We start from the raw sequence: 21,159 nt of genomic DNA, 5'->3' as shown, positions 1-21,159 counted from the left end.
CCGACCTCATCTGGCTCCTGCTGCGGGAGTGGCCACGCCGTACAGCGGCTGCTCGTCGGGGGCGAGTCCGTAACCACGGTCCCAGGGCAGACGTCCGTCCCGGTCGGGCCAGACGAGTTGTACGGCCTGGAACGACTGTCCGAACAGCAGCGACGTCACGCGCATCGACGAGGCGTCGATCACGTCGATCGCGGTCAGCGGATATCCGTTCGTCGATCGCAGGTCCGTGATCGTCGAACCCGAGCTGAACCCCGGTGTCAAAACCACTCGGGCCGCGGCCTCGTTGAGCACGGGGCCTGCGTGCTCGGGGTCGACACCGGCGATCACCAGTTCGGGACGTCCGAGTTCGGTGAGTCCAGACGTGTAGGCGACGGGTGCCGACGTCTCGTCGCCGTACACGCCTGTGACCGCCCATGATCCTCGGGCGATCAGAGCGAGGGCCTGACCGATCAGATCGTCGGACCCGCTGCAGCGGGGGTCGAATTCACACATGCCTGACTCCTTCGTTCGTTCATGTGTTCGATCTGGGTGGAACTATAGGTCGAGGGTCCGACAGAACGGGGCGCGCGCCTTTGACGTGCGATCTTCCAGTGGCGTCCAGTCGCTGCGGTCTGCTGCCGCGGCGAGGTTCGTCGGCAGCGAGTGACCGCAACGGGGAGGGTGGAGGCGAATGACTACAGTGGGTGTCGTGCCAGGACGTATCCCAGATAGCGACATCACGGCGATCCGTGAACAGACGCGAATCGAAGACGTCATCGGCGACTACGTCGCACTCCGCAACGCGGGCGCCGACAGCATGAAGGGCCTGTGCCCGTTCCACGACGAGAAGTCGCCGTCGTTCCACGTCCGCCCCAACCACGGCCACTTCCACTGTTTCGGATGCGGCGAAGGCGGCGACGTCTACTCGTTCCTGCAGAAGCAGGAGCACGTCGGCTTCGTCGAAGCCGTCGAGCAGCTCGCCGACCGGATCGGCTACCGCATCAACTACGAGGGCGGCGGGGCGGCGATCAATCGAGATCGTGGGACCCGCGCCCGGCTCGTCGCGGTCAACGCGGCCGCACAGCGGTACTACGCCGAACAGCTTCGCACCCCGGAGGCACAGACGGCCCGAGACTTCCTCGCGGGACGCGGGTTCGACGAGGCGAGCGCACTGACCTTCGGATGCGGCTACGCGCCTGCGGGGTGGGACACCATGACGCGCGCGCTCCAGTCCCAAGGCTTCGCGTTCGCGGAACTGGAGGCCGCAGGCTTGTCGAAGATGGGCCGCAAAGGGCCCATCGACCGATTCCATCGCCGACTGCTGTGGCCGATCCGAAACCTGGGCGGCGACGTCATCGGATTCGGCGCTCGCAAGCTCTTCGACGACGACCAACTCGGCAAGTACATGAACACGCCCGAGACCATGCTGTACAAGAAATCGCAGGTGCTGTTCGGTCTCGACCTCGCGAAGAAATCGATCGCCAAGAGTCACCAGGTCGTGATCGTCGAGGGATACACCGACGTGATGGCGATGCAGGTGGCCGGAGTGCACACCGCCGTCGCATCGTGTGGCACCGCGTTCGGTGAAGATCATCTCGCATTGATCCGTCGACTCATGATGGACGACTCCTACTTCCGCGGCGAAGTGATCTACACGTTCGACGGCGACGACGCGGGCCAGGCCGCTGCGCTCAAGGCCTTCGAAGGCGAACAGTCGATCGCAGGCCAGACGTTCGTGGCCGTCGCACCCGACGGAATGGATCCGTGCGATCTGCGACAGCGGTCGGGTGACGCCGCCGTCCGCGACCTCATCGCCCGCCGGATCCCGATGTTCGAGTTCGCGATCAAGGCACTGCTGCGCAATCACGACCTCGACACCGCGGAGGGTCGGGTGGCCGCGCTGCGGGACACGGTTCCGGTGGTGTCGAGGATCCGGGACGTCGCACTGCGCGACGAGTACGCCCGCCAGCTCGCGGGCTGGGTCGGTTGGGACGACGTCGGTCAGGTGCTGTCCCGGGTCAGGGGAATGTCGAAGTCGGGTCGAGGACGTCCCGCCGGGCGAGGCACTCGTGGTCGGATGCGTCCCGAGGCGATGTCGCCGCCGCCGACTGCGCGCCCCCTGCCGAACGATCCGCGCCTGTGGGCGCAGCGGGAAGCGCTCAAGGCAGCGCTGCAGTATCCGGCGATCGCGGGCACGGTGTTCGACTCCCTTCCGGGCGAGTGCTTCTCCGACCCGTCGTACCGACGACTTCGGGAAGCCATCGCCGCTGCGGGCGGAACCGCGAGCGGCCTCGGCGGCGCCACCTGGGTCGACGCGGTGATCCAAGCCGTCGACGATCAGGCTTCGACACCTCTCGTCACCGAACTGGCGGTGGAGCCGATGCCGGTGGAGGAGGACAAGATCTCGCGCTACATCTCAAGCGTGCTCGCCCGCTCCCAAGAGGTGTGGGTCGGGTCGCAGATCGCCGACATCAAGTCCAAGCTGCGTCGGATGTCGCCGGGCGGGGACGCTGACGGGTACAACGCGCTATTCGGTGACCTCGTCGCACTCGAAGCGTATCGACGGAGCCTGCTCGAGCAGACGTTTGAGACGGGCGTGTAGGCGAACCCAGGCGGGTAAGTCCGTTTCGCACCGTCCTGCCCGAGCGACGATCAACTCGTCGCCGCTACACCAGAATCCGCCGTCATCAGGGGTTCTCACTCGAACGAGCGGGCATAGGAATAACGTGTAACACCGTGTTTCGTTCGGTGCCGACAACAGCGGTGCGGGCGAGGAAGTGCGACCCGTTGGGAGAAGAACTTTGTCTGCACCTACTGCAGCACGGTCGACGGCACGTGAACTGACCGTTCGCGCCGTCGTCCTCGGTGGACTGATCACACTCGTGTTCACCGCAGCGAACGTCTATCTGGGATTGAAAGTCGGCCTGACGTTCGCCACGGCCATTCCGGCCGCCGTCATCTCGATGTCTGTGCTGCGATATTTCCGCGACCATTCGATCATCGAGAACAACATCGTCCAGACGATCGCGTCCGCGGCAGGCACCCTGTCGGCGATCGTGTTCGTCCTGCCCGGGCTGATCATGATCGGCTGGTGGAGCGGCTTCCCGTACTGGACGACAGTGGCAGTCTGTGCGATCGGCGGCGTCCTCGGCGTGATGTACTCGATTCCGCTGCGACGTGCGCTCGTCACCGGATCGGACCTGCCGTATCCCGAAGGCGTCGCCGCTGCCGAGGTTCTCAAAGTCGGTGAGGCGTCGACCGACCACGAGTCGGACGTCGACTCGAAGGGCGTCGATCAGAATCGCGGCGGGATGCGTGCCATCGTCGTCGGCGCGCTGGGCGCGGCGCTGTTCTCCCTCCTCGGCTCGCTCAAGCTCCTCGCGACCGAAGCCTCCGTGGCGTTCAAGGCAGGGTCCGGCGCCACCATGGTCAGCGGCAGCCTGTCGCTCGCGCTCATCGGTGTCGGGCACCTCGTCGGCGTTGCCGTCGGTATCGCGATGCTCGTCGGCCTCGTGATCTCGTTCTTCATCATCCTTCCGGTCCGTACGTGGGGCTCCGGCCCGGGCGCAGACGAGTCGTTGCTCGATCTCGTCGAACGGATCTTCTCCGAGGAGGTCCGCATGGTCGGTGCGGGCGCGATCGCCGTCGCCGCAGTGTGGACGCTCGCCACCGTCATCGGCCCGATCCTCAAGGGCATCATCGCGGCGATGGCCAGCGCGAAGAATCGCCGGGCAGGCAACCAGGTCGACATCACCGAGCGCGACATCCCGATCCAATGGGTCGGGTTGACCGTCGTGATCGCCATGATCCCGATCGGATGGCTGCTCTGGGACTTCGCCGCCGACTCGCACATCTCCGACTCGCTCGGCGGCATCATCGCCGTCAGCATCGCCTTCGTCTTCGTCATCGGTCTCGTCGTCGCCGCAGTCTGCGGCTACATGGCTGGCCTGATCGGATCGTCGAACAGCCCCATCTCGGGCGTCGGGATCCTCGTTGTGCTGTGCGCGGCGCTGCTGATCAAGGTGACGCACGGTGCGGTGAGCAACGACTCGGAGATCGATGCGCTCGTCGCGTACACGCTGTTCACCGCGTCCGTCGTCTTCGGTGTCGCGACCATCTCGAACGACAACCTGCAGGACCTCAAGACCGGCCAACTCGTCGGCGCCACCCCGTGGAAGCAGCAGGTCTCGCTGATCATCGGTGTGCTCTTCGGCGCGGTGATCATCCCGCCGATCCTGAGCCTGATGAACAATGCGTTCGGGTTCGTCGGCGGCGTCAACGCCAACGGCGTCGAAGGCAGCCTGTCCGCACCGCAGGCCAACCTGATGTCGACCCTGGCCAAGGGCGTCTTCGGCGGCGACCTGAACTGGGCGCTCGTGGGAGTCGGTGCGCTCATCGGCTGCGGCGTCATCGCTGTCGACGAGGTGCTCAAGCGCAGCACGTCGAGTCTGCGTCTGCCGCCGCTCGCGGTCGGAATGGGCATGTACCTGCCGATGTCGTTGACACTGATCATCCCGATCGGCGCGTTCATCGGCCGTTACTACGACAAGTGGGCTGCACGGGACAAGGTCGACGGCGAACGCAAGAAGCGCCTGGGCATCCTCTTGGCGACCGGTCTGATCGTCGGCGAGAGCATCTACGGCGTGATCTTCGCGGGCATCGTGGCAGCGACCGGCGACGAGGCTCCGCTGTCGGTCCTCGGTGAAGGGTACGGCGACTCGGCGCAGATCGTCGGCGTCATCGTCTTCGCCCTGCTGGTGGGCGGCCTGTACCGGTACACGCAGAAACGTGCTGACAGCGACTTCGCGACGATGTCCCTGTCCAAGAAGTGACTCGGGCAAGCGCGGGGCTGGCGAACGGACTGTCGGGGCACTCGGTAATCTGGGACCGCCCCGTTAGCCAAGTTGGTTAAGGCCCCGCTCTCATAAAGCGGTTATTCGTCGGTTCGAGCCCGACACGGGGCACGTGAGAGATCCGTTGACCGCGCCAGATCTGCGCCGCTCGGCGGTCGCATTCGACCTGGTGGTCGCGGCGTTCGTCGGCTTCGTGGTTGTCGTGTCGAACTCGGGTCTCGGTGCTTCGGTGTACGTGGCAGGCGGGCTCATCACCCTCGCGCTGGCCGTTCGCCGCTGGGCGCCCAGCGTGATGATGACGGCCGCGGTCGCGTCGGCAGTCGTGCAGGTAGCGGCCACGCACGTCACCGCGCTGTCGGTGATGTACGCGCCCATGTTCTTCACTGCGGGAGCCCACCCCGACCGACGGGTCCGGCGAGGATCGTTCGTCGTCGCCGTGATCGGGTCGATCGTCGCGGGCGCGACCCTCCCGCACGCATACGCAGACATCGACTTCGGGGGCGGCTCCGTCGCGTGGGGCACGGCATTCGGAGTGGTCCTCACTGCCGTCGTGGTGGTCGGCGGGTGGACGGCGGGCTTCGTCAGTCACCAACGGCGGAGCGTCGCCGCCGCCGAGGTGAGTGAGACGATCGCCGAACTCGAACGTCGTCGCGTGCTCGACCTCTACGCCGAGCAGTCCGAACGGTCTCGGCTGGCTCGCGACATGCACGACGTGGTCGCGCATTCGCTCGCGGTGGTCGTCGCGCAGGCCGAAGGCGCCAAGTACACGCTCGACGCCGACCCGAATGCCGCGCGCGACGCGTTGGGAGTCATCGCTGACACCGCCCGCGACGCACTCGCCGACGTGCGCACCGTCTTGGAAGAACTCCGCAGCACCGACAGCGCAGGCGAGATCAGCCGCTCGGACCGAGATCATCTGTTCGCACGCATGCGAGCCGCGGGCATGAGCATCGATGCGGACGAGATCGGTTCGGCGGACGACGCCGAGCCGGGCACCGTCAAGGTGGCCCACGCAGTCCTCACCGAAGCGCTGACCAACGCTTTGAAATACGGCGATCTCACGCACGCGGTCACCGTCCACCACGACTGGTCGGAAGGCTGTCGCCTCACCGTCGGCAACGCGGTGTCCGACCACCCGCTGGCACCCGGAGGTGCACGCCACGGCATCATCGGTATGACCGAGCGTGCAGGCCACGTCGGCGGACGTCTGTCGAGCACCGGTACGCAGGACGGATGGCTGGTCGTTCTGACCGTTCCCGATTCGGAAGGACCCGCACGATGATCCGAGTCGCCCTCGTCGACGATCAGCCGTTGTTCCGCGGCGGAATTGCGATGATCCTCGAGAGCCAATCCGATATCGAGGTGGTCGCGCAGGAGTCGTCGGCGCTTGCCTTGACCACGATGGTCTCGGCCGCGCGGCCCGACGTGATCTTGATGGACGTTCGGATGCCCGGAGTGGACGGAATCACCGCGACGTCGTCGCTCGTGCGCGAGTTGGGCGAGGACGCCCCGCGCATCCTCGTGTTGACGACCTTCGACGTCGACGAGGCCGCAGCCTCGGCCATCGAGGCGGGAGCGAGCGGCTTCGTCTTGAAGGATGCGCAACCGGACCTCTTACTCGCGGCGGTGCGTGCCGTCGCCGAAGGCAATCAGGTCGTCGCCGCCTCGGCCACCCGGCAACTGTTCGAACGGCACCGGACTCGACGGACTGCCGAACCCGGACCCGAATACGACGAGTTGACGCCGCGAGAACGCGAGATCCTCGTCTGCGCGGCACGTGGTCTGTCGAACGGAGAGATCGCCGCGGCCGAATACTTGTCGGAGGCCACCGTCAAGACGCACATCTCGCGGATCCTCGCCAAGCTCGGTCTGCGCGACCGCGTACAACTCGTGGTGTACGCGTACGAGCACGCACTGGTCTGACCCGGCTCAGGCGTACATCTCGAGAGGTACGCCGAACCAACCCGCAGACTGATGTGTTCGTGCAGGTCAGGGCCATACCGTTGGTGGCATGAACAGCACACGATTCAACGACGCACCAGCCGCCGCTGCCGGCCCACTCGCAGCAGTCACCCTCCGCAACGTCTCCCGGACCTACGGCGACCCGGCCAACCCCATCCACGCGCTCCGCAACGTCAGCGTCGACATCAACCGGCGTGAGTTCACCGCGGTCATGGGACCGTCCGGGTCGGGCAAGTCGACACTCATGAACGTCATGGCGGGACTCGACGAGGCCACCGCCGGTCAGATCTGGTTGGGCGCCAACCCGATCGTCGGCCTCGGTGACACCGCGCGAACGATCCTTCGCCGCACCACCGTCGGGTTCATCTTCCAGTCGTTCAACCTCGTTCCGACCCTGACCGCCGATGAGAACATTCGGCTACCGTTCGTCCTCGCGGGGCGTAGGCCCGATGCCGAGCAGGAAGCCTGGATCGGCCATCTTGTGACGTCGCTCGGGTTGCGCGACCGGCTCGGCCACCTGCCGTCGGAGCTCTCGGGCGGACAACAACAGCGTGTGGCCATCGTCCGAGCGCTCGCCGGCCGTCCGACGATCATCTTGGCGGACGAGCCGACCGGCGCACTGGACACCCGGACCAGTCGTGAGGTGCTGACCCTGTTGACGACCGCGGCTCGCGAATACGGTCAAGGAATCGCGATGGTGACCCACGATCCGGTCGCCGCGTCGTACGCCGACCGCATCCTGGTGCTGGCCGACGGAGCGATCGTCGGCGAGTACCGCGGCCTGGATCCGCGGCAGATCTCTGACCTGCTCATCACCCTCCAGGGAGCGGCGGCATGAGGGCGACGAGTTCCCGCCTGACGGTGGGGTCCCTGCGCGAACTGTCGTCGATCGGCGTCGTCTGCGGACTGTCTGCCATGTATGCGACGACGTTGATCTGCGCGTCGAGCATTCTCGAAACGACGGCGACAACCGAAGGCGGCGGCGCCGGAATGCTCCTCGACATCGTGGCGGGAGTGTTCATCATGATCGCGTTGTTCGTGTCGGGTGTCGTGATCAGCAACGGTGTCGACACGGTGATCGCGGGACGACGCAAGGAACTCGGTCTGCTGCGGCTCGTCGGTGCGAGCAGCAGGCAACTGCGCGACTCACTCGTCACCGCGGTCGCGAAGGTCGCAGTCGTCGGATCGGTCGCGGGAGTCGTCGTCGGTGTCGCCTCCTCGTGGATCCTCCGCGTGATCCTGGTCGGCCGTGGAACGCTGCCGCGCGGACACTACGACGTCCTTCCGCCGCTCGTGTTGGTCGGTGCGCTCGCGGTAGTCGGTACCGCGGTCGGAGCGACGTTCATCGGATCACGGTCGGCACTGGCGACGGCGAGCGCGGTCCATTCCGATCGTGTCGTCCGATCGTGGCTGCGGGACTGCGTCGCCGTCGTCGTCCTCGCCGGGGGAGCGTTGCTGCTCGTCGCGGCGTGCTACCTGGGCGAGAACGCGAGCACTTCAGGGTTCGTCGTCGCCTTCTTCGGCTCGGCGATAGTCGGAGTCGGCGTCATGCTCGGCGCCGGACGCATCGTGCCCGGTCTGGTCTCGGTGGCTGGCCGGCTGGCCGGTAGTTCGCCGTCCGCGGTGATCGCCCGTAAGAACGCTGTCAGCGACCCACAACGGACCACTCGGTCGACCATCGGGCTGCTGATCGGCGTCACGCTGGTGACGACCATCGCAGGTGGGATGCAGGCACTCACCGAGTCAGTGCACAGCTGGGAAGGCATGTCGGCGGACGAGGTTCGGCAGACCGAGCAGACTCTGTCGGTGACGTCGAGCGTGTTGATCGCCATGATCGCGATCTCGGCAGTCATCGCAGCCGTCGGATTCGTCTCCACGATGTCGCTGACCGTGATCGGCCGGACTCGGGAGATCGGGATGCTGCGTGCGATGGGGTTCACGGCGAAGCAGATCCGGTCGATGATCACGCTCGAATCGGTCGCGCTCAGCGGCACCGCAGTCGTGTTCGGACTCGTGCTCGGCATACTGTTCGGCTCGGTCGGCGCGCAGTCGCTGATCGGTGCGATGACAGACGGATTCGTGATCGGACTGCCGCTGCCCGCACTTGTCGCGATCGTGGCGTGCACCGTGGCGCTGGTCGTCGCAGCGTCACTCCCGCCGAGTCGACGGGCCGTCGCCGTCACGCCCGTCGACGCTCTCGCCGTCGCGTGAGGGGTGGGGCTTGCTGATTGAGCCCCTATATGCCGATCGAGCGGAGTCGAGATCGCTTCCCTCACATGTCGATCGAGCCCTTATACGCCGATCGAGCGGAGTCGAGATCTCGACTCCGCTCGATCAGCATGTGGGGGATGGCTCGATCAGCGGGTGGGTCTCGACTCCGCTCGACCGGCATGTGGGGCTCGACCGGCGGGCGGGGGAGGGACTCCGCTCGGCCAGCGGGCGGGACTCCGCTCGGTCAGCGGCGAATGTGCTCACTCTCCGTCGACGCCACCGAGACCTTCTCGTCGCCGCGAGCGGGGACGTCGAACGGCTCGGGGAGGACCTGGCCCTCGCCGAGGCCTTCGACCTCGGCTTCGCCGCGGACCTTGGTCGACAGCGCGCGCTCGTCGAGGAACACCAGTGCGATGAGCGCGATCGCCGCGAGCGGCACGAAGAACAGGAAGATCGGCAGGAGCGCGTCGTTGTACGACTCGACGATCGGGATCCGGAGCGCATCGGGGAGCGAGTCGACGAGTGCGGGGGTCAGGCTGTTCTGCCCACCGCCCGAACTGCTGAGCTTGTCTGCAGCGCCGCCGAGGTTCTCCTTGAGCAGGTCCACGAGTCGCGAGGCGAAGATGGAGCCGACGATCGCCGAACCCAACGTGGCACCGACCTGGCGGAAGTAGTTGTTCGCAGCTGTGGCGGTGCCGACGAATGCGCCGGGGAACTCGTTCTGGACGATCAGCGTGAGGACCTGCATGATCAGGCCGAGGCCGATGCCGAAGATGCCCAGGTAGATGCACATCTGCCAGTTCGGCGTGGCCGGGTGCATCGTCGATAGGAGTGCGAGACCGATGCCGATGACGACGGCTCCGATCATCGGATACACCTTGTACCGACCGTGCCGGGAGATCAACTGTCCTGAGATGACAGAGGTGATCAACAGACCACCCATCATCGGAGTCATGTAGAGACCTGCGATGGTGGCGTCGACGCCGGTCACCATCTGGATGTACGTCGGCATGTAGCCGATGGCGCCGAACATCGCGATACCGACCATGAGTGCGGCGATCGTGACGAGCGTGAAGTTGCGGTTGCGGAACAGCTGCATCGGAATGATCGGCATCTGCGCGCGCTTCTCGGCGAACACGAATGCGACGGCGAGGATGACGGTCGCGACGGCGAGGCCGATGATCTGCGGACTCATCCAGTCGTACGTGTGGCCGCCCCAGGTGCACATCAGGACGAGCGTCGTCGTCGAAGCCGCGATCAGCACCATGCCCAGGTAGTCGAGCTTCGGACGGTTCTCGTGTTGGGGCTTCGGTAGCCGCATGAAGGCGATGGTGGCGAGGATGGCCAGTGCGCCGAGCGGAATGTTCATCCAGAAAGCCCACCGCCAGCCGGGTCCTTCAGTGAGCCAGCCACCGAGTAGTGGACCGGCGACCGACGCGACAGCGAAGACCGCGCCCATGAATCCCATGTAGCGTCCGCGTTCGCGAGGAGAGACGACGTCGGCGATCGCCGCCTGAGCCAGAATCATGAGGCCGCCGCCGCCGAGGCCCTGGATGACGCGGCCGACGATCAGCCACAGGATGTTGCCTGCGAGCGCGCCGACGATGGATCCGGCCATGAACACGCTGATCGCGAACAGAAGGGCCGGTTTGCGTCCGACCAGGTCGCTGATGCGGCCGTAGACGGGCATCACGATCGTCATCGCGAGAATGTACGCGGTGATGACCCAGGTCATCTGGTCGACGCCGTTGAGCTCGCCGACGATCGTCGGCAACGCAGTGGAGAGGACGGTCTGGTTGAGGGAGGCCAGGAGCATCGTGATCATCAAGCCGATGAACAGCAGGATGACGTTTTTCTTGGACATCCCGGCCGGGTTGTCGTCAGTGCCAGGCGGCGTGGCCGCAGCGGCATCAGTGGAGGTCATATGAGGTCCTTGATCGTGTTCTTGAAAACGTCGATGGCAGCGGCCACAGTCGGTGAGTCCGGGTTGTCGATGACGTCGGGGTTTCGGGTGTAGGCGAAGCGCATGACTGCGGTCGCCAGCAGGAGCAGGGCCGAAGCGCGCTCTGCCGTCTCGCTGTCGTAGCGCTCGGCGAGTGCCTTGGCCAGGAGTTCTTGGGCAGCCACGGCGTGGTGCTGGCTGCGAGCCCTGAGTTCGGGGTGCGCGAGGACGAGTTCGCGGCGCTCGGCGGGACGATTCCGTACGTGCCGGACGCTCGATGCCACCGTGAAGACGAGGTGCACCGCGCGGTCGAGCCGGTCGGGGCCGTCGAACAGTCGGTCGACGGCGTCGGCCGGAATGGTCGGCTCGCCTGCACCGAGGACGGCGTCCTCTTTGGACGCGAAGTAGTTGAAGAACGTCCGACGCGAGACGCCTGCCTTGTCGGCGATGGCGCTGACCGTCGTCTCGGTGAGGCCGTTCTCTTGAACGAGGTCGATGGCCGCATCGTGCAGACGGAGCAGCGTGTCGGCGCGTTGCCGTTCCCGAAGTCCTACCTGAATTTCTTGCACTAGTGCATTATTGCACGGGTGCAAAACGTGAGGCAACGATTGTGATCGACGAGACTGTGGGGAATCGCGAGGCGTGTCCGCGGGTTGTCACCGATGTGAATCCATCAGCGGACCCGAGTGCGCGACGTCGACGGGTCGTCGTCATCGGAGCGGGGCAGGCCGGTCTGTCCGCGGCGTACTTCCTCGCGCGCGCAGGCCTGCGGCCCGGCGTCGACCTCGAAGTGCTCGATGCGAATCCGACGGCAGGCGGGGCGTGGAGCCACCGCTGGGATGCGCTGACGTTCGACCATGTCAACGGACTGCACGACCTGCCCGATTCATCACTCGGCGATGCGGCGCCCGACGAGCCTGCTCGTGAGGTCGTCAAGCGCTACTACGGGCGGTACGAGCAGGCGAAGGGGCTCGACGTTCAGCGGCCATGGCGCGTGCGGTCGGTTGAGTCGATCGACGATGAAGCAGACGAGGCGCAGGGGGCGCGGTTCCGTGTCGTCGCCGAAGGGTCGGGCGGTGGCAGGCGGGAGTATCTGGCCGGGGCGGTCGTCTCCGGGACTGGAACGTGGGATCAGCCGTATGTGCCCTGGTACCGCGGCCGCTTCGACGGCAGGCAACTCACCACCCGCGACTTCACAGAACCTGGTGATTTCGTCGGACGGCGAGTGCTCGTCGTCGGGGGCGGCATCTCGGCCATCCAGTTCGTCCAGCTTCTCGACGAGTACGGAGTCGGCACTCTGTGGTCGACGCGGACCCCGCCGCGCTGGCGCGACTGCCCCTTCGACACCGAAGCCGGACTCGGCGTGGAGCAACGCGTGGCCGCCCGGACTCGCGCGGGTCTGCGGCCGCGCAGCGTGGTCGCCGAGACGGGGCTGCCGACGACGCCGTCGGTCCTCGACGCGATCGATCGGGGAGTGCTCGTCTCGCGGGGGCCGCTCCGTGCGCTCACGTCCGACGGCGTCGAGTTCGCCGACGGAACCCACGAGTCGGTCGACGTGATCCTGTGGGCCACGGGCTTCCGCGCGTCCCTGAGTCACCTCGCGCCGCTCGGGGTGCGAGAACGCAGCGGCGGCGTCCTGATGGCCGACGACGACGTGAGTGTCCTGAAGGCGCCAGGACTGTACCTCGTCGGATACGGGCGGAGCGCCTCCACGCTCGGCGCGACGCGTGCCGGGAGACGTGCCGCACGCGAAGCGATCCGCTATACGTCAGACCACCCTCACGCGAACGACAAGAACAGCCTCTCCAGTTTGTCCTGATCGACGTTCTCTGGACCCTCTGTGGTCAGGCAGTGCTCCAGTCCGGTCGCGACCAGTGCGTAACCGCTGCGGCGCAGAGCCTTGTCGACAGCGGCGAGCTGCGTGAGAGCGTCCTCGCATTCGGCGCCCTCGTCGAGCATCCGGATCACAGTCGCAAGGTGGCCGTGTGCGCGTCGAAGCCGCGTCAGGATCGGTTTGACGTCGTCTGCGGGAATCTGCACGCCGACGCCTACTCTGCAGACGTCAGCGCGTCGAGGACCCCGGTGAGTCGCGTGCGGGCGTCGTCGGCGATCGGCCCCAGTTCGGCGGTCCCGGTGAACTCTTCCATGACGCCGGGATCCATGATCTCGATGAGCGACGAGCCGTCGCCGTCCGCGCTGACCACGACGTTGCACGGCAACAGGGCGGCCACGCGCGAGTCGGCGGTCAACGCCGCGTGTGCGAGTTGCGGACGGCAGGCGCCGAGGATGATCTTCGGGTCGACGTCGACGTCCAGCTTGGTCTTGAGCGTGGCCTTGATGTCGATCTCGGTGAGAACGCCGAACCCGGCATCGGCGAGCGCTGAGCGAACGTCGGCGACGGCCTGCTCATACGGGGTGGGGACGACGGTGGACATGGTGAATCCGGACATGGGGACTCCTCTCGATGTCCCACCATCGTCTCACAACCCCCTGGGGGGATACGAGGGTCTTTCGACTCACTCGTATCCCGTCAGGCGTCATTCGTCGGTCGAGAGGACCTCGGCCACGAAAGTCTGGACTCGGTGCGACATATTCTCGATCTGCATGGAACGGATCGCATCGAGATCGGTGCCCTTGTGATAGGCGGGCGGGAGCTTCCGCGCACGTTTCGGGCAGCCGAGGTCTTCGCAGACCAGCATGCCGATGGTGTCGCCGCGTCGTCCGCGAGGACCGGCCCGGCGCACCGAGTAGAGGATCGCATCGGTCGAGAGCTCGACGTCCCGGCACCACGCGCACATGGCGCGACGCCGGGGTTTCGCTTCGCCGCGGTTCAGGATCAACGCGACGAGCTCTTCGCCGTGCTCGACGACGAGATATGCCCGACGCGGGATCTTGCGGTCGCGCCACCCGTAGAACTCGAGGCGGTCGAAGTCGACGTCATTGAAGTCGAACGGGAACGTGACCTTGGCGATCTCGCTTTTGGTGGCGCCGCGGAACGCGGACAGGATCTGCTTTTGAGTGGGAGTGCGCATGAAGAGATGACCTTCTCGTGTCAGAAGAGTGATGAGGGTGTGCGTCAGCGGCCGATCGCACTGGATCGGCTGCGGGGCGCGGTCATCTGGAAGCGGCGCTGTGCGCGCCATCGGCTCCCGTTACTCGGTCGGACACGCAGCCCAGGGTAGGCCCGCGACGGTGGAGTGTCGAATGAATTTCATGCGGGAGAACGAATAGCAGGGCAGGGGGTGCATGTTGGCAGGCTCAGAACTGGCTCGCTGCGCCTACGGATGCCTGGGACTGCGTGAAGCCCTCGTAGACGAGCTGATCGATGAGGCCCTGCTCGGAGAACGCGCTCATCGCCATGTATTCGGCGGCCTTCTTGGTCGCCTGCGCCGTCCAGTCGGGGCCGAGATAGTCGACGGCGAAACTCGCATCGGTCGTGCTGAAGCCCTCGTACGCCAATTGATCGATCAGGCCTTGTCGAGAGAACCCGGACATCGACAGATAATCACGGCCCTTTGCGACCGCGTTCCGTTGGGAGGCGGTCATCGAGTCCGCTGCGGTGGCCTGGGTGGTCTGGGGCCGAGTCGTCGCCTGGTCTCGAGTCGTGGTCGCATCGGTGGTGGTCGCATCCGTGGTGGTCGCGGCCTCCTCGACGGTCGTCGACGTGCCTGCTGCGGCGGTGACCGTCTCGGTCTCGGTCGCCGTGTTCGTGACCGTCACGGTCTCTGGACGGCTCGCTTCGCTGTCAGTCGACCCGCACGCTGCGACGGCCCACAGCGTGACGACGGCCAGGGCAGCGGCGGCGACTGTGCGAATACGGGTGAGCCTCATGGCGGCGCCGGCCTTCTTATTCGAGGGAGTGTTCTACCCTCCGGATGTTAGGCGGGAAAGACGGTGATGACCTGCGGATTTATGTGTGGTCGCACGGTTTCGCTCGAACAGTTGACCGCGGGGAGCGGCAGGTGGCCGTGCGCGATCACTGAGCCCGTGTCCTGAACTCTGTGGTGATAACGCAAAAAACCCGCTGTCACCAGCGGGTTTTCTTGCTCCCCCAATTGGATTCGAACCAATAACCGCTCGATTAACAGTCGAGTGCTCTGCCGTTGAGCTATGGGGGATTGCTCTTTCCGAACCGATTTGAAACTCTAGCCCATCGATCGCGGCGGGCGCAAAACGCCTGGACCGAGGGGTGCGAGTCAGCGTACTCCGCCCTCGGCTCGGGTGCGGTGAACACCTCCGGTCCACATGTGGCACCCGCCGTAACCGCTACATTGGGGCGCATGTCCTCCACCTCCGGCGACGACCCGACCTCACACGACGGCGACGACTTCCTGGCTAAGAACCGGGCCGAGCGCGCAAAGATCCGTGCCGAGGCCGATCGGAAGTCGGAGAAGAAGACGCCGAAGCCGGATGAGTCGGGTGAGCACGGGACGGATGAACCACAGACGGGCGCGCCGGCGGCCATCGGATCCGCACGATCGGGAGCGTTGGTCCCGTCGCTCATCGCAGCGGTCGTCGTCCTCGCGGTGGCCGCCGCAGTGTTCGCCTACCTGGCGTTTGGATCGAGCTCCGACGACGCTGACGACTTGGACGGCGCGGGCGCAGTGCGAGACGCGAAATCGTATGCGGCCCAGATGTTGACGTACGAGACAGGGAAGTACGACGACCTCGATCGGCGGATCCGCGCCATCTCCACGCCAGAGTTCGCCGACACCTATATCAAGTCGTCACAGCAGGCCCGCGCAGCGAACGACGCCGCCCACGCGTCGTCGAAGGGGAGTGCCGAGACGGCAGGCATCGTGTCGATCGACGACGGCGAGGCCGTCGTGCTCGTCGCACTCGACAACACGGTGACCAGTCCTCAGGCACCTGCACTCGGTGAAGGGAGCGGAGCCTACGAGTCGCGGGTGAAGATCACTCTCACTCAGGACGACGGAAAGTGGCTCGTCTCCGACTTCGAAGTGGTCTAGCTTCCCGCCGGTCGAGCGGAGTCGAGACCTCGCTTCGCGGTCTTCTCAGAGCCAGTGCTCGTGTCGCTGTCGCCGAGAAGGGTCGCGGCCGACACCGCAGCGACGGTCGGCGCGTCGACACCGGGTCGGCCGGTGACCAGATCGCTGGCGAGGTTGAGGCTCGCGTGCACCAGATAGCGTGCGGCCGCACTCGTCAGTTCAGGACGTGCACGCACTACCCACGTGGCCCATTCGTCCACCGTCGTCCGCTGTTGACGCCGCAATGCCCGCAGCTCGTCGTCGTCGAGTGCCCCCGTTCCTGACAAGTAGACGGCCATGATGTCGGGGTCGTCGACGCACAGCTCGCTGTATCGACCGGTCAAAGAGGCTAGCGCTTCCCGCGGAGTCTGCGCCTGCGACAGTGCGACGGCGACCGCGTCGGTCGTCCGGTCGGCGGTCCGCCACAGTGCTGCGGCGAGGATCGCCCCTTTCGATTCGAAATGGCGGTACACACCGGACGCGGGGAGTCCGACCGCCGCACCGATGTCTTCGACCGTCACCTCATGGAAGCCCCGCTGCGCGAACAACGACACGGCGGCGGCGAGGATCGACTCGCGGCGACCGGTCGGGGCCAGTCCGGGTAGCTGCGCGGGCGTCGGTGAGGGATCGGGAAACTCGACGTCGATGAGCGCGACCGCAGCGGTCGAGACGAGTTCGGCCGCGGCGCGTCGACCCATCGCGATTCGGTGCGTCGCCGGGCTCGCTGCGATCGAGAGGGTGGCGACAGCGAGTAAGTCGGCTGTCGGACGGTCGAGGGCGGGCCGAGCGATCTCGATCAACGAACGCAGCCTGCGATGCAGGGCGATGCGGACGTCACGCGTGCGCGTGCGGTCCGCGTCGTCCAGGACGCGCCGCTCCCAGCGGTACAGGTTCCCGGCACGGCGATGCTCCATCACAGTCTCGGTGAACGCTGCCAGCACTGCAGCCAGTTCGCGTCGTGGTTCGTCATGGCGGGCTACCGCAGAGATCGCCGCGTCGACGTCTGCGGACAACCGGTCCACAGCGGCGGCGAACAAGTCGTACTTGGTCGAGAAGTGGCGGTACAGGGCAGGTGCGGAGATGCCGACCTCGGCGGCGATGTCGGTGAGGCGGGTGGCCGCATATCCGTGCACGCCGAAGACGTCGGACGCGGTTCGTAAGACGACCTCGCGTCGATCGGTCGGACGGGTGCGTGATCGGCCGGCGCTATTGGCCAATGGCACCCGAGCAGTCATAGTCGGCCATCTTATCGAATGAGCTATAAACATGCAGCGTAAATAGGATACATCCTATAACTGCATGTGAAGAAGACTTATGGGGCTGATAAGTTAACAGACATTCGCATGACCTAGGTCACTGACGATGGTACTGTGTTGGCAATTCGCAAACGGTACGTATCCGAATACGAGGTGTGATGATCAGCGAGACCCGGCACGTAGGCGGGGTGTGTGACGGCATCGATGACGACGGTGTGGCACGCATCGAGATCGATCGTCCCGCGCAGATGAACGCCCTGGACGGTGCGGCCTCGGCCCGCATCATCGAACTGTGCGGCGAATGGGCCGACCGCTCGGACGTTCGAGTCGTGGTGATCTCCGGCCGTGGCGGCGCATTCTGCGCCGGGGCCGACGTCGCTGGCATGGCCTCCGACTCGGCTACCGGCGGTGGCTTCGACGAGACGCAGGCGCGCGCGATCATCGAGAGCGGCTCCCGTCTCATCGGTGCGCTGCGTTCTCTGAGCGTGCCGGTGATCGCCGCGGTCGACGGCCCGGCCGTCGGCATCGGTGCGTCGCTGGCCGTGGCCGCCGATCTGGTCTACGCGACGGCACGCTCGTACTTCCTACTCGCCTTCGTCAACATCGGGTTGATGCCAGACGGCGGAGCCACCGCGCTGTTCACCGCGTCCCTCGGCCGCGCCCGTGCCAACGCGATGGCACTGCTGGGCGAGAAGCTGCCCGCCCGCGAGGCCTACGCCGCGGGCCTGCTCACCGCCGTCGCTGATGACGAAGACGGTCTCGGCGCCCTCGTCGACCGTGCGACGTCCCGACTGCTGCGCAAGTCGCCGACTGCGCTCGCCGTCACCAAGGAGGCTCTCGACGCCCACTCGTTGGCCGGCTACGACGACGCGATCCACCGCGAGATCGCCGGACAGACGAGCCTGCTCCAGTCGCCCGAGTTTCACCGAGCGCTCGCCGGATTCGGCGACCGCTGACCGCTCTTACCGATCCCGCCAGAAGATTCCGCGCGCCGCGCACAACACCGAGGAGTACCCGATGACCCACGACCTGGGCTTCGCCCTGAACAGCGAGCCGTTGCGCTCGCGCCGCAATCACTGGAACAACCAGGTCCGTCGTCACGCGACGATGACCCCGGACAACGGCGCTCTGCGGTTTCTCGGTGAGACGACGACGTGGCGCCAACTCGATGAGCGCACCCACGCCCTCGCCGGCGCCCTGCACCGCCGCGGCGTCGCATTCGGTGACCGAATCCTCATCCTGATGCTCAACCGCAGCGAATACGTCGAGGCCGTCCTCGCCGCCAACCTCCTCGGCGCGATCCCGGTCCCGGTCAACATCCGCATGACACCGCCGGAGATCGGCTTCCTCGTCTCGGACTCGGGAGCGAAGATCATCGTCACCGAGACGATGCTCGCGCCGCTCGCCGACGCAGTCTCCACGAGCACCGGCGTCATCGATCACACGATCGTCGTCGGCGGCGCACAGAACGAGAACCACCTCGACTACGAGGCACTCGTCGCCGAAGACGGGTCCGACCTGCCGGAGACCGATATCCCGGAAGACACAGTCGCGCTGATCATGTACACCTCCGGCACCACGGGAAAGCCCAAGGGCGCCATGCTCACCCATCAGAACCTGCAGGCACAGGGCTTGAACACGCTGCAGGCATTGAGCACGAGTGCCGACGACATCGGTTCGTGCGTGGCCCCGATGTTCCACATCGCAGGCCTCGGTGCGATGACGCCGTTGTTCTACATCGGTGCGCTCTCGGTGATCCACCCGCTCGGCGCGTTCGACCCGAACGACATGCTCGACACCCTCGAACGGGAGGGCACCACATCGATCTTCCTCGTGCCCGCGCAGTGGCAGGCAGTGTGTGCCGCGCAGCAGGCCAAGCCGCGCAAGCTCAACCTGCGTGTCATCTCGTGGGGTGCGGCACCGGCGTCGGACACCGTCCTCAACGCGATGAACGAGACGTTCCCGGACGCGATCAACATCGCGGTCTTCGGTCAGACCGAGATGTCGCCGATCACCTGCGTCCTCGAGGGTAAGGACGCGTTGCGCAAGATCGGCTCCATCGGCCGAGTGGTCCCGGGTGTCACCGCGCGGATCGTCGACCCCGAGATGAACGACGTGCAGCGTGGCGACATCGGCGAGATCGTCTACCGCGGCCCCAACATGATGTCCGGCTACTGGCAGAACCCGCAGGGGACCGCCGACGCCTTCCACGGCGGCTGGTTCCACTCCGGAGACCTCGTCCGCGAGGACGAGGAAGGATTCCTCTACGTCGTCGATCGCGCCAAGGACATGATCATCTCCGGCGGTGAGAACATCTACTGCGCCGAGGTGGAGAACGTCCTGTTCGGGCATCCCAGCATCAGCGAGGCCGCGATCATCGGACGTGCTCACGAGAAGTGGGGCGAGGTGCCGGTGGCCGTCGTCGTCCTCGCCGATGGCGTCGACGATCTGACCATTGAGGACTTGGAGCCGTACCTGAACGAGAATCTGGCTCGGTTCAAACATCCGAAGGACGTCGTCGTGGTGTCGGAACTGCCGCGCAATGCCGGCGGCAAAGTCGTCAAGCCGACGCTGCGCGCCGAGTACGGCAGCAAGGACGAGGCGCTCAAGGGCTGACCCGGCGCCGGGCAGCTGATCGACTTGGACAGAATTGGAACACGTTCTAGAATTGTTGTTGAAACGTGTTCCAATTCTAGTTTCAGGTGACTACCCTCACAGGGGAGCGTGAAGTTGCGCGTCCCAGTGATCTGACATTGCCGAATCAGGCGAAGCGAGGTTGAGAGTGAAGACGAAGGGTGCGCTCCTGCGGGAGCTGAACCAGCCGTGGAAGATCGAAGAGATCGAAATCGGCGACCCGAAGGCCCACGAGGTCAAGATTCGGATGGAAGCCGCGGGCATGTGCCACTCGGACCACCATTTGATGACCGGTGGGATCCCGATGGGTGGATTTCCTATCCTCGGCGGACACGAGGGCGCAGGCGTCATCGAAGAACTCGGTGAAGGCGTCACTGACTTCGAGGTGGGCGACCACGTAGTCCTGTCGTTCATCCCGTCCTGCGGCAAGTGCAAGTCCTGTAAGGCAGGCGTCGCCAACCTCTGCGACTTCGGCGCCATGCTCCTGCAGGGTGAAGCGGTCTCCGACCACACCTTCCGCATTCACACTGCGGCCGGAGAGGACGTCTACCCGATGACGCTCCTGGGGACCTTCTCGCCGTACATGGTGGTCCACGAGGCGTCCGCGGTGAAGATCGACAAGGACATTCCGTTCGAGATCGCCGCCCTCTGCGGCTGTGGAATCCCCACCGGTTACGGCTCGTCTACCCGCAGCGGCGACGTCCGCCCGGGTGAAGACGTCGCGATCATCGGCGTCGGCGGCGTCGGCACCGCTGCATTGCAGGGCGCGGTCATCGCGGGTGCCCGCAACGTGTTCGCGATCGACCCCGTCGAATGGAAGCGCGAACAGGCGCTCAAGTTCGGTGCGACCCACGCATTCGCCTCCGTCGAAGAGGCCATGAACGAGATCGGCAACGCCACCGAGTGGGGCATGTGCCAGAAGGTAATCGTCACGGTCGGCGAGGTGCTCGGCAAGGACGTCGACACGTGGCTGTCGATCACCGCCAAGAACGGCACCTGCGTTCTCACCGGCATGGGCAACATGATGGAGAACCAGGTGACGTTGAACCTGTCCATGCTGACCCTGCTGCAGAAGAACCTGCAGGGCTCCATCTTCGGCGGCGCGAACCCGAAGCTCGACATCCCGAACCTGCTGTCGATGTACAAGATCGGCAAGCTCAACATCGCCGACATGATCACCCGCGAGTACACCCTCGACCAGATCAACGAGGGCTACACGGACATGCTGGAGGGCCGCAACATCCGCGGCGTCATCCGGTACACCGACGCGGATCACTGATCTTCTGAGAGGGTCGTACGACCCGATCGAGAGCCGCCGACCACCGGTCGGCGGC

Annotated in this window: 19 protein-coding genes and 2 tRNA genes; 12 read left to right on the top strand and 9 right to left on the bottom strand. The window is 65.7% G+C overall.

The features are described from left to right. Positions 1-6: 6 nt before the first annotated feature. Entirely contained in the window at positions 7-492 is a 486-nt protein-coding gene (locus L5G32_RS11500; protein WP_237011166.1) for a DUF4262 domain-containing protein, read from the bottom strand. Between the two features lie 196 nt (positions 493-688). Between L5G32_RS11500 and dnaG the strand changes: the two genes are divergently transcribed. The 7 genes from dnaG to L5G32_RS11465 all read left to right on the top strand — a co-directional run bounded on the left by dnaG (position 689) and on the right by L5G32_RS11465 (position 9,005). Beyond that, a complete protein-coding gene (gene dnaG / locus L5G32_RS11495; protein ID WP_237011165.1) occupies positions 689-2,581 on the top strand; it encodes a DNA primase in 1,893 nt (630 codons plus the stop codon). A 199-nt stretch (positions 2,582-2,780) separates the two neighbouring features. Beyond that, a complete protein-coding gene (locus tag L5G32_RS11490) occupies positions 2,781-4,811 on the top strand; it encodes an OPT family oligopeptide transporter (protein WP_237011164.1) in 2,031 nt (676 codons plus the stop codon). A gap of 57 nt (positions 4,812-4,868) precedes the next feature. Beyond that, positions 4,869-4,943 (top strand) — tRNA-Ile (locus L5G32_RS11485). Positions 4,944-4,956: 13 nt separating this feature from the next. After that, the gene (locus L5G32_RS11480; protein ID WP_237011163.1) at positions 4,957-6,114 is read left to right on the top strand and encodes a sensor histidine kinase; all 1,158 of its coding nucleotides are present in this window, start codon (positions 4,957-4,959) and stop codon (positions 6,112-6,114) included. After that, positions 6,111-6,755: a response regulator transcription factor gene (locus L5G32_RS11475; protein WP_237011162.1), complete on the top strand. Its 645-nt coding sequence runs from the start codon at positions 6,111-6,113 to the stop codon at positions 6,753-6,755. Before L5G32_RS11480 ends, L5G32_RS11475 begins: the two co-directional genes overlap by 4 nt. A gap of 88 nt (positions 6,756-6,843) precedes the next feature. Then, on the top strand, positions 6,844-7,632 hold the full coding sequence (locus L5G32_RS11470; RefSeq protein WP_237011161.1) for an ABC transporter ATP-binding protein: 789 nt from the start codon (positions 6,844-6,846) through the stop codon (positions 7,630-7,632). Next, positions 7,629-9,005: an ABC transporter permease gene (locus L5G32_RS11465; protein ID WP_237011160.1), complete on the top strand. Its 1,377-nt coding sequence runs from the start codon at positions 7,629-7,631 to the stop codon at positions 9,003-9,005. The genes L5G32_RS11470 and L5G32_RS11465 overlap by 4 nt, the downstream gene beginning before the upstream one ends. 244 nt (positions 9,006-9,249) lie before the next feature. Here L5G32_RS11465 and L5G32_RS11460 read toward each other — a convergent pair whose 3' ends face one another. Both L5G32_RS11460 and L5G32_RS11455 read right to left on the bottom strand, forming a co-directional pair. Further along, a complete protein-coding gene (locus L5G32_RS11460; RefSeq protein WP_237011159.1) occupies positions 9,250-10,929 on the bottom strand; it encodes an MDR family MFS transporter in 1,680 nt (559 codons plus the stop codon). Next, positions 10,926-11,516 (bottom strand): TetR/AcrR family transcriptional regulator, encoded by a 591-nt coding sequence (locus tag L5G32_RS11455; protein ID WP_237011158.1) that lies wholly within the window; start codon positions 11,514-11,516, stop codon positions 10,926-10,928. The genes L5G32_RS11460 and L5G32_RS11455 overlap by 4 nt, the downstream gene beginning before the upstream one ends. 95 nt (positions 11,517-11,611) lie before the next feature. On the opposite strand from L5G32_RS11455, the gene L5G32_RS11450 reads away from it, so the two are divergent. Beyond that, a complete protein-coding gene (locus tag L5G32_RS11450; RefSeq protein ID WP_237011157.1) occupies positions 11,612-12,766 on the top strand; it encodes a flavin-containing monooxygenase in 1,155 nt (384 codons plus the stop codon). On the opposite strand, the gene L5G32_RS11445 is transcribed toward L5G32_RS11450, so the two are convergent. From L5G32_RS11445 to L5G32_RS11425, 5 genes are all read right to left on the bottom strand, one after another. Continuing rightward, on the bottom strand, positions 12,727-12,987 hold the full coding sequence (locus L5G32_RS11445; protein WP_237011156.1) for a metal-sensitive transcriptional regulator: 261 nt from the start codon (positions 12,985-12,987) through the stop codon (positions 12,727-12,729). The genes L5G32_RS11450 and L5G32_RS11445 overlap by 40 nt on opposite strands. Before the next feature lie 8 nt (positions 12,988-12,995). Next, entirely contained in the window at positions 12,996-13,397 is a 402-nt protein-coding gene (locus L5G32_RS11440) for a DUF302 domain-containing protein (protein WP_237011155.1), read from the bottom strand. An 87-nt stretch (positions 13,398-13,484) separates the two neighbouring features. Then, entirely contained in the window at positions 13,485-13,979 is a 495-nt protein-coding gene (locus L5G32_RS11435; protein WP_237011154.1) for an FBP domain-containing protein, read from the bottom strand. A gap of 226 nt (positions 13,980-14,205) precedes the next feature. Next, complete coding sequence (locus tag L5G32_RS11430; RefSeq protein WP_237011153.1) at positions 14,206-14,778, bottom strand: Ltp family lipoprotein; 573 nt, start codon at positions 14,776-14,778, stop codon at positions 14,206-14,208. 215 nt (positions 14,779-14,993) lie between these two features. Next, a tRNA-Asn gene (locus L5G32_RS11425) sits at positions 14,994-15,065 on the bottom strand. Positions 15,066-15,227: 162 nt separating this feature from the next. Between L5G32_RS11425 and L5G32_RS11420 the strand changes: the two genes are divergently transcribed. After that, positions 15,228-15,917: an Rv1363c family protein gene (locus L5G32_RS11420; protein ID WP_237011152.1), complete on the top strand. Its 690-nt coding sequence runs from the start codon at positions 15,228-15,230 to the stop codon at positions 15,915-15,917. On the opposite strand, the gene L5G32_RS11415 is transcribed toward L5G32_RS11420, so the two are convergent. After that, positions 15,914-17,170 (bottom strand): TetR/AcrR family transcriptional regulator, encoded by a 1,257-nt coding sequence (locus tag L5G32_RS11415; protein WP_237011151.1) that lies wholly within the window; start codon positions 17,168-17,170, stop codon positions 15,914-15,916. The two genes, L5G32_RS11420 and L5G32_RS11415, sit on opposite strands and share 4 nt — an antisense overlap. 179 nt (positions 17,171-17,349) lie before the next feature. Between L5G32_RS11415 and L5G32_RS11410 the strand changes: the two genes are divergently transcribed. From L5G32_RS11410 to L5G32_RS11400, 3 genes are all read left to right on the top strand, one after another. Then, on the top strand, positions 17,350-18,147 hold the full coding sequence (locus L5G32_RS11410) for an enoyl-CoA hydratase/isomerase family protein (RefSeq protein ID WP_237011150.1): 798 nt from the start codon (positions 17,350-17,352) through the stop codon (positions 18,145-18,147). A 61-nt stretch (positions 18,148-18,208) separates the two neighbouring features. Further along, positions 18,209-19,807 carry a fatty-acid--CoA ligase FadD5 gene (gene fadD5 / locus L5G32_RS11405; RefSeq protein WP_237011149.1) on the top strand — a complete coding sequence of 533 codons (1,599 nt, stop codon included), beginning with the start codon at positions 18,209-18,211 and terminating at the stop codon, positions 19,805-19,807. A 166-nt stretch (positions 19,808-19,973) separates the two neighbouring features. Then, a complete protein-coding gene (locus tag L5G32_RS11400; protein ID WP_237011148.1) occupies positions 19,974-21,104 on the top strand; it encodes an NDMA-dependent alcohol dehydrogenase in 1,131 nt (376 codons plus the stop codon). Positions 21,105-21,159: the final 55 nt, after the last annotated feature.

The sequence above is a fragment of the Gordonia zhenghanii genome, assembly GCF_021738965.1.
In the GTDB taxonomy this organism is placed as follows: Bacteria; Actinomycetota; Actinomycetes; order Mycobacteriales; family Mycobacteriaceae; genus Gordonia; species Gordonia zhenghanii.
Note: the sequence above shows the minus strand (reverse complement) of the source record. Positions and strands in the feature narration are given on the sequence as shown.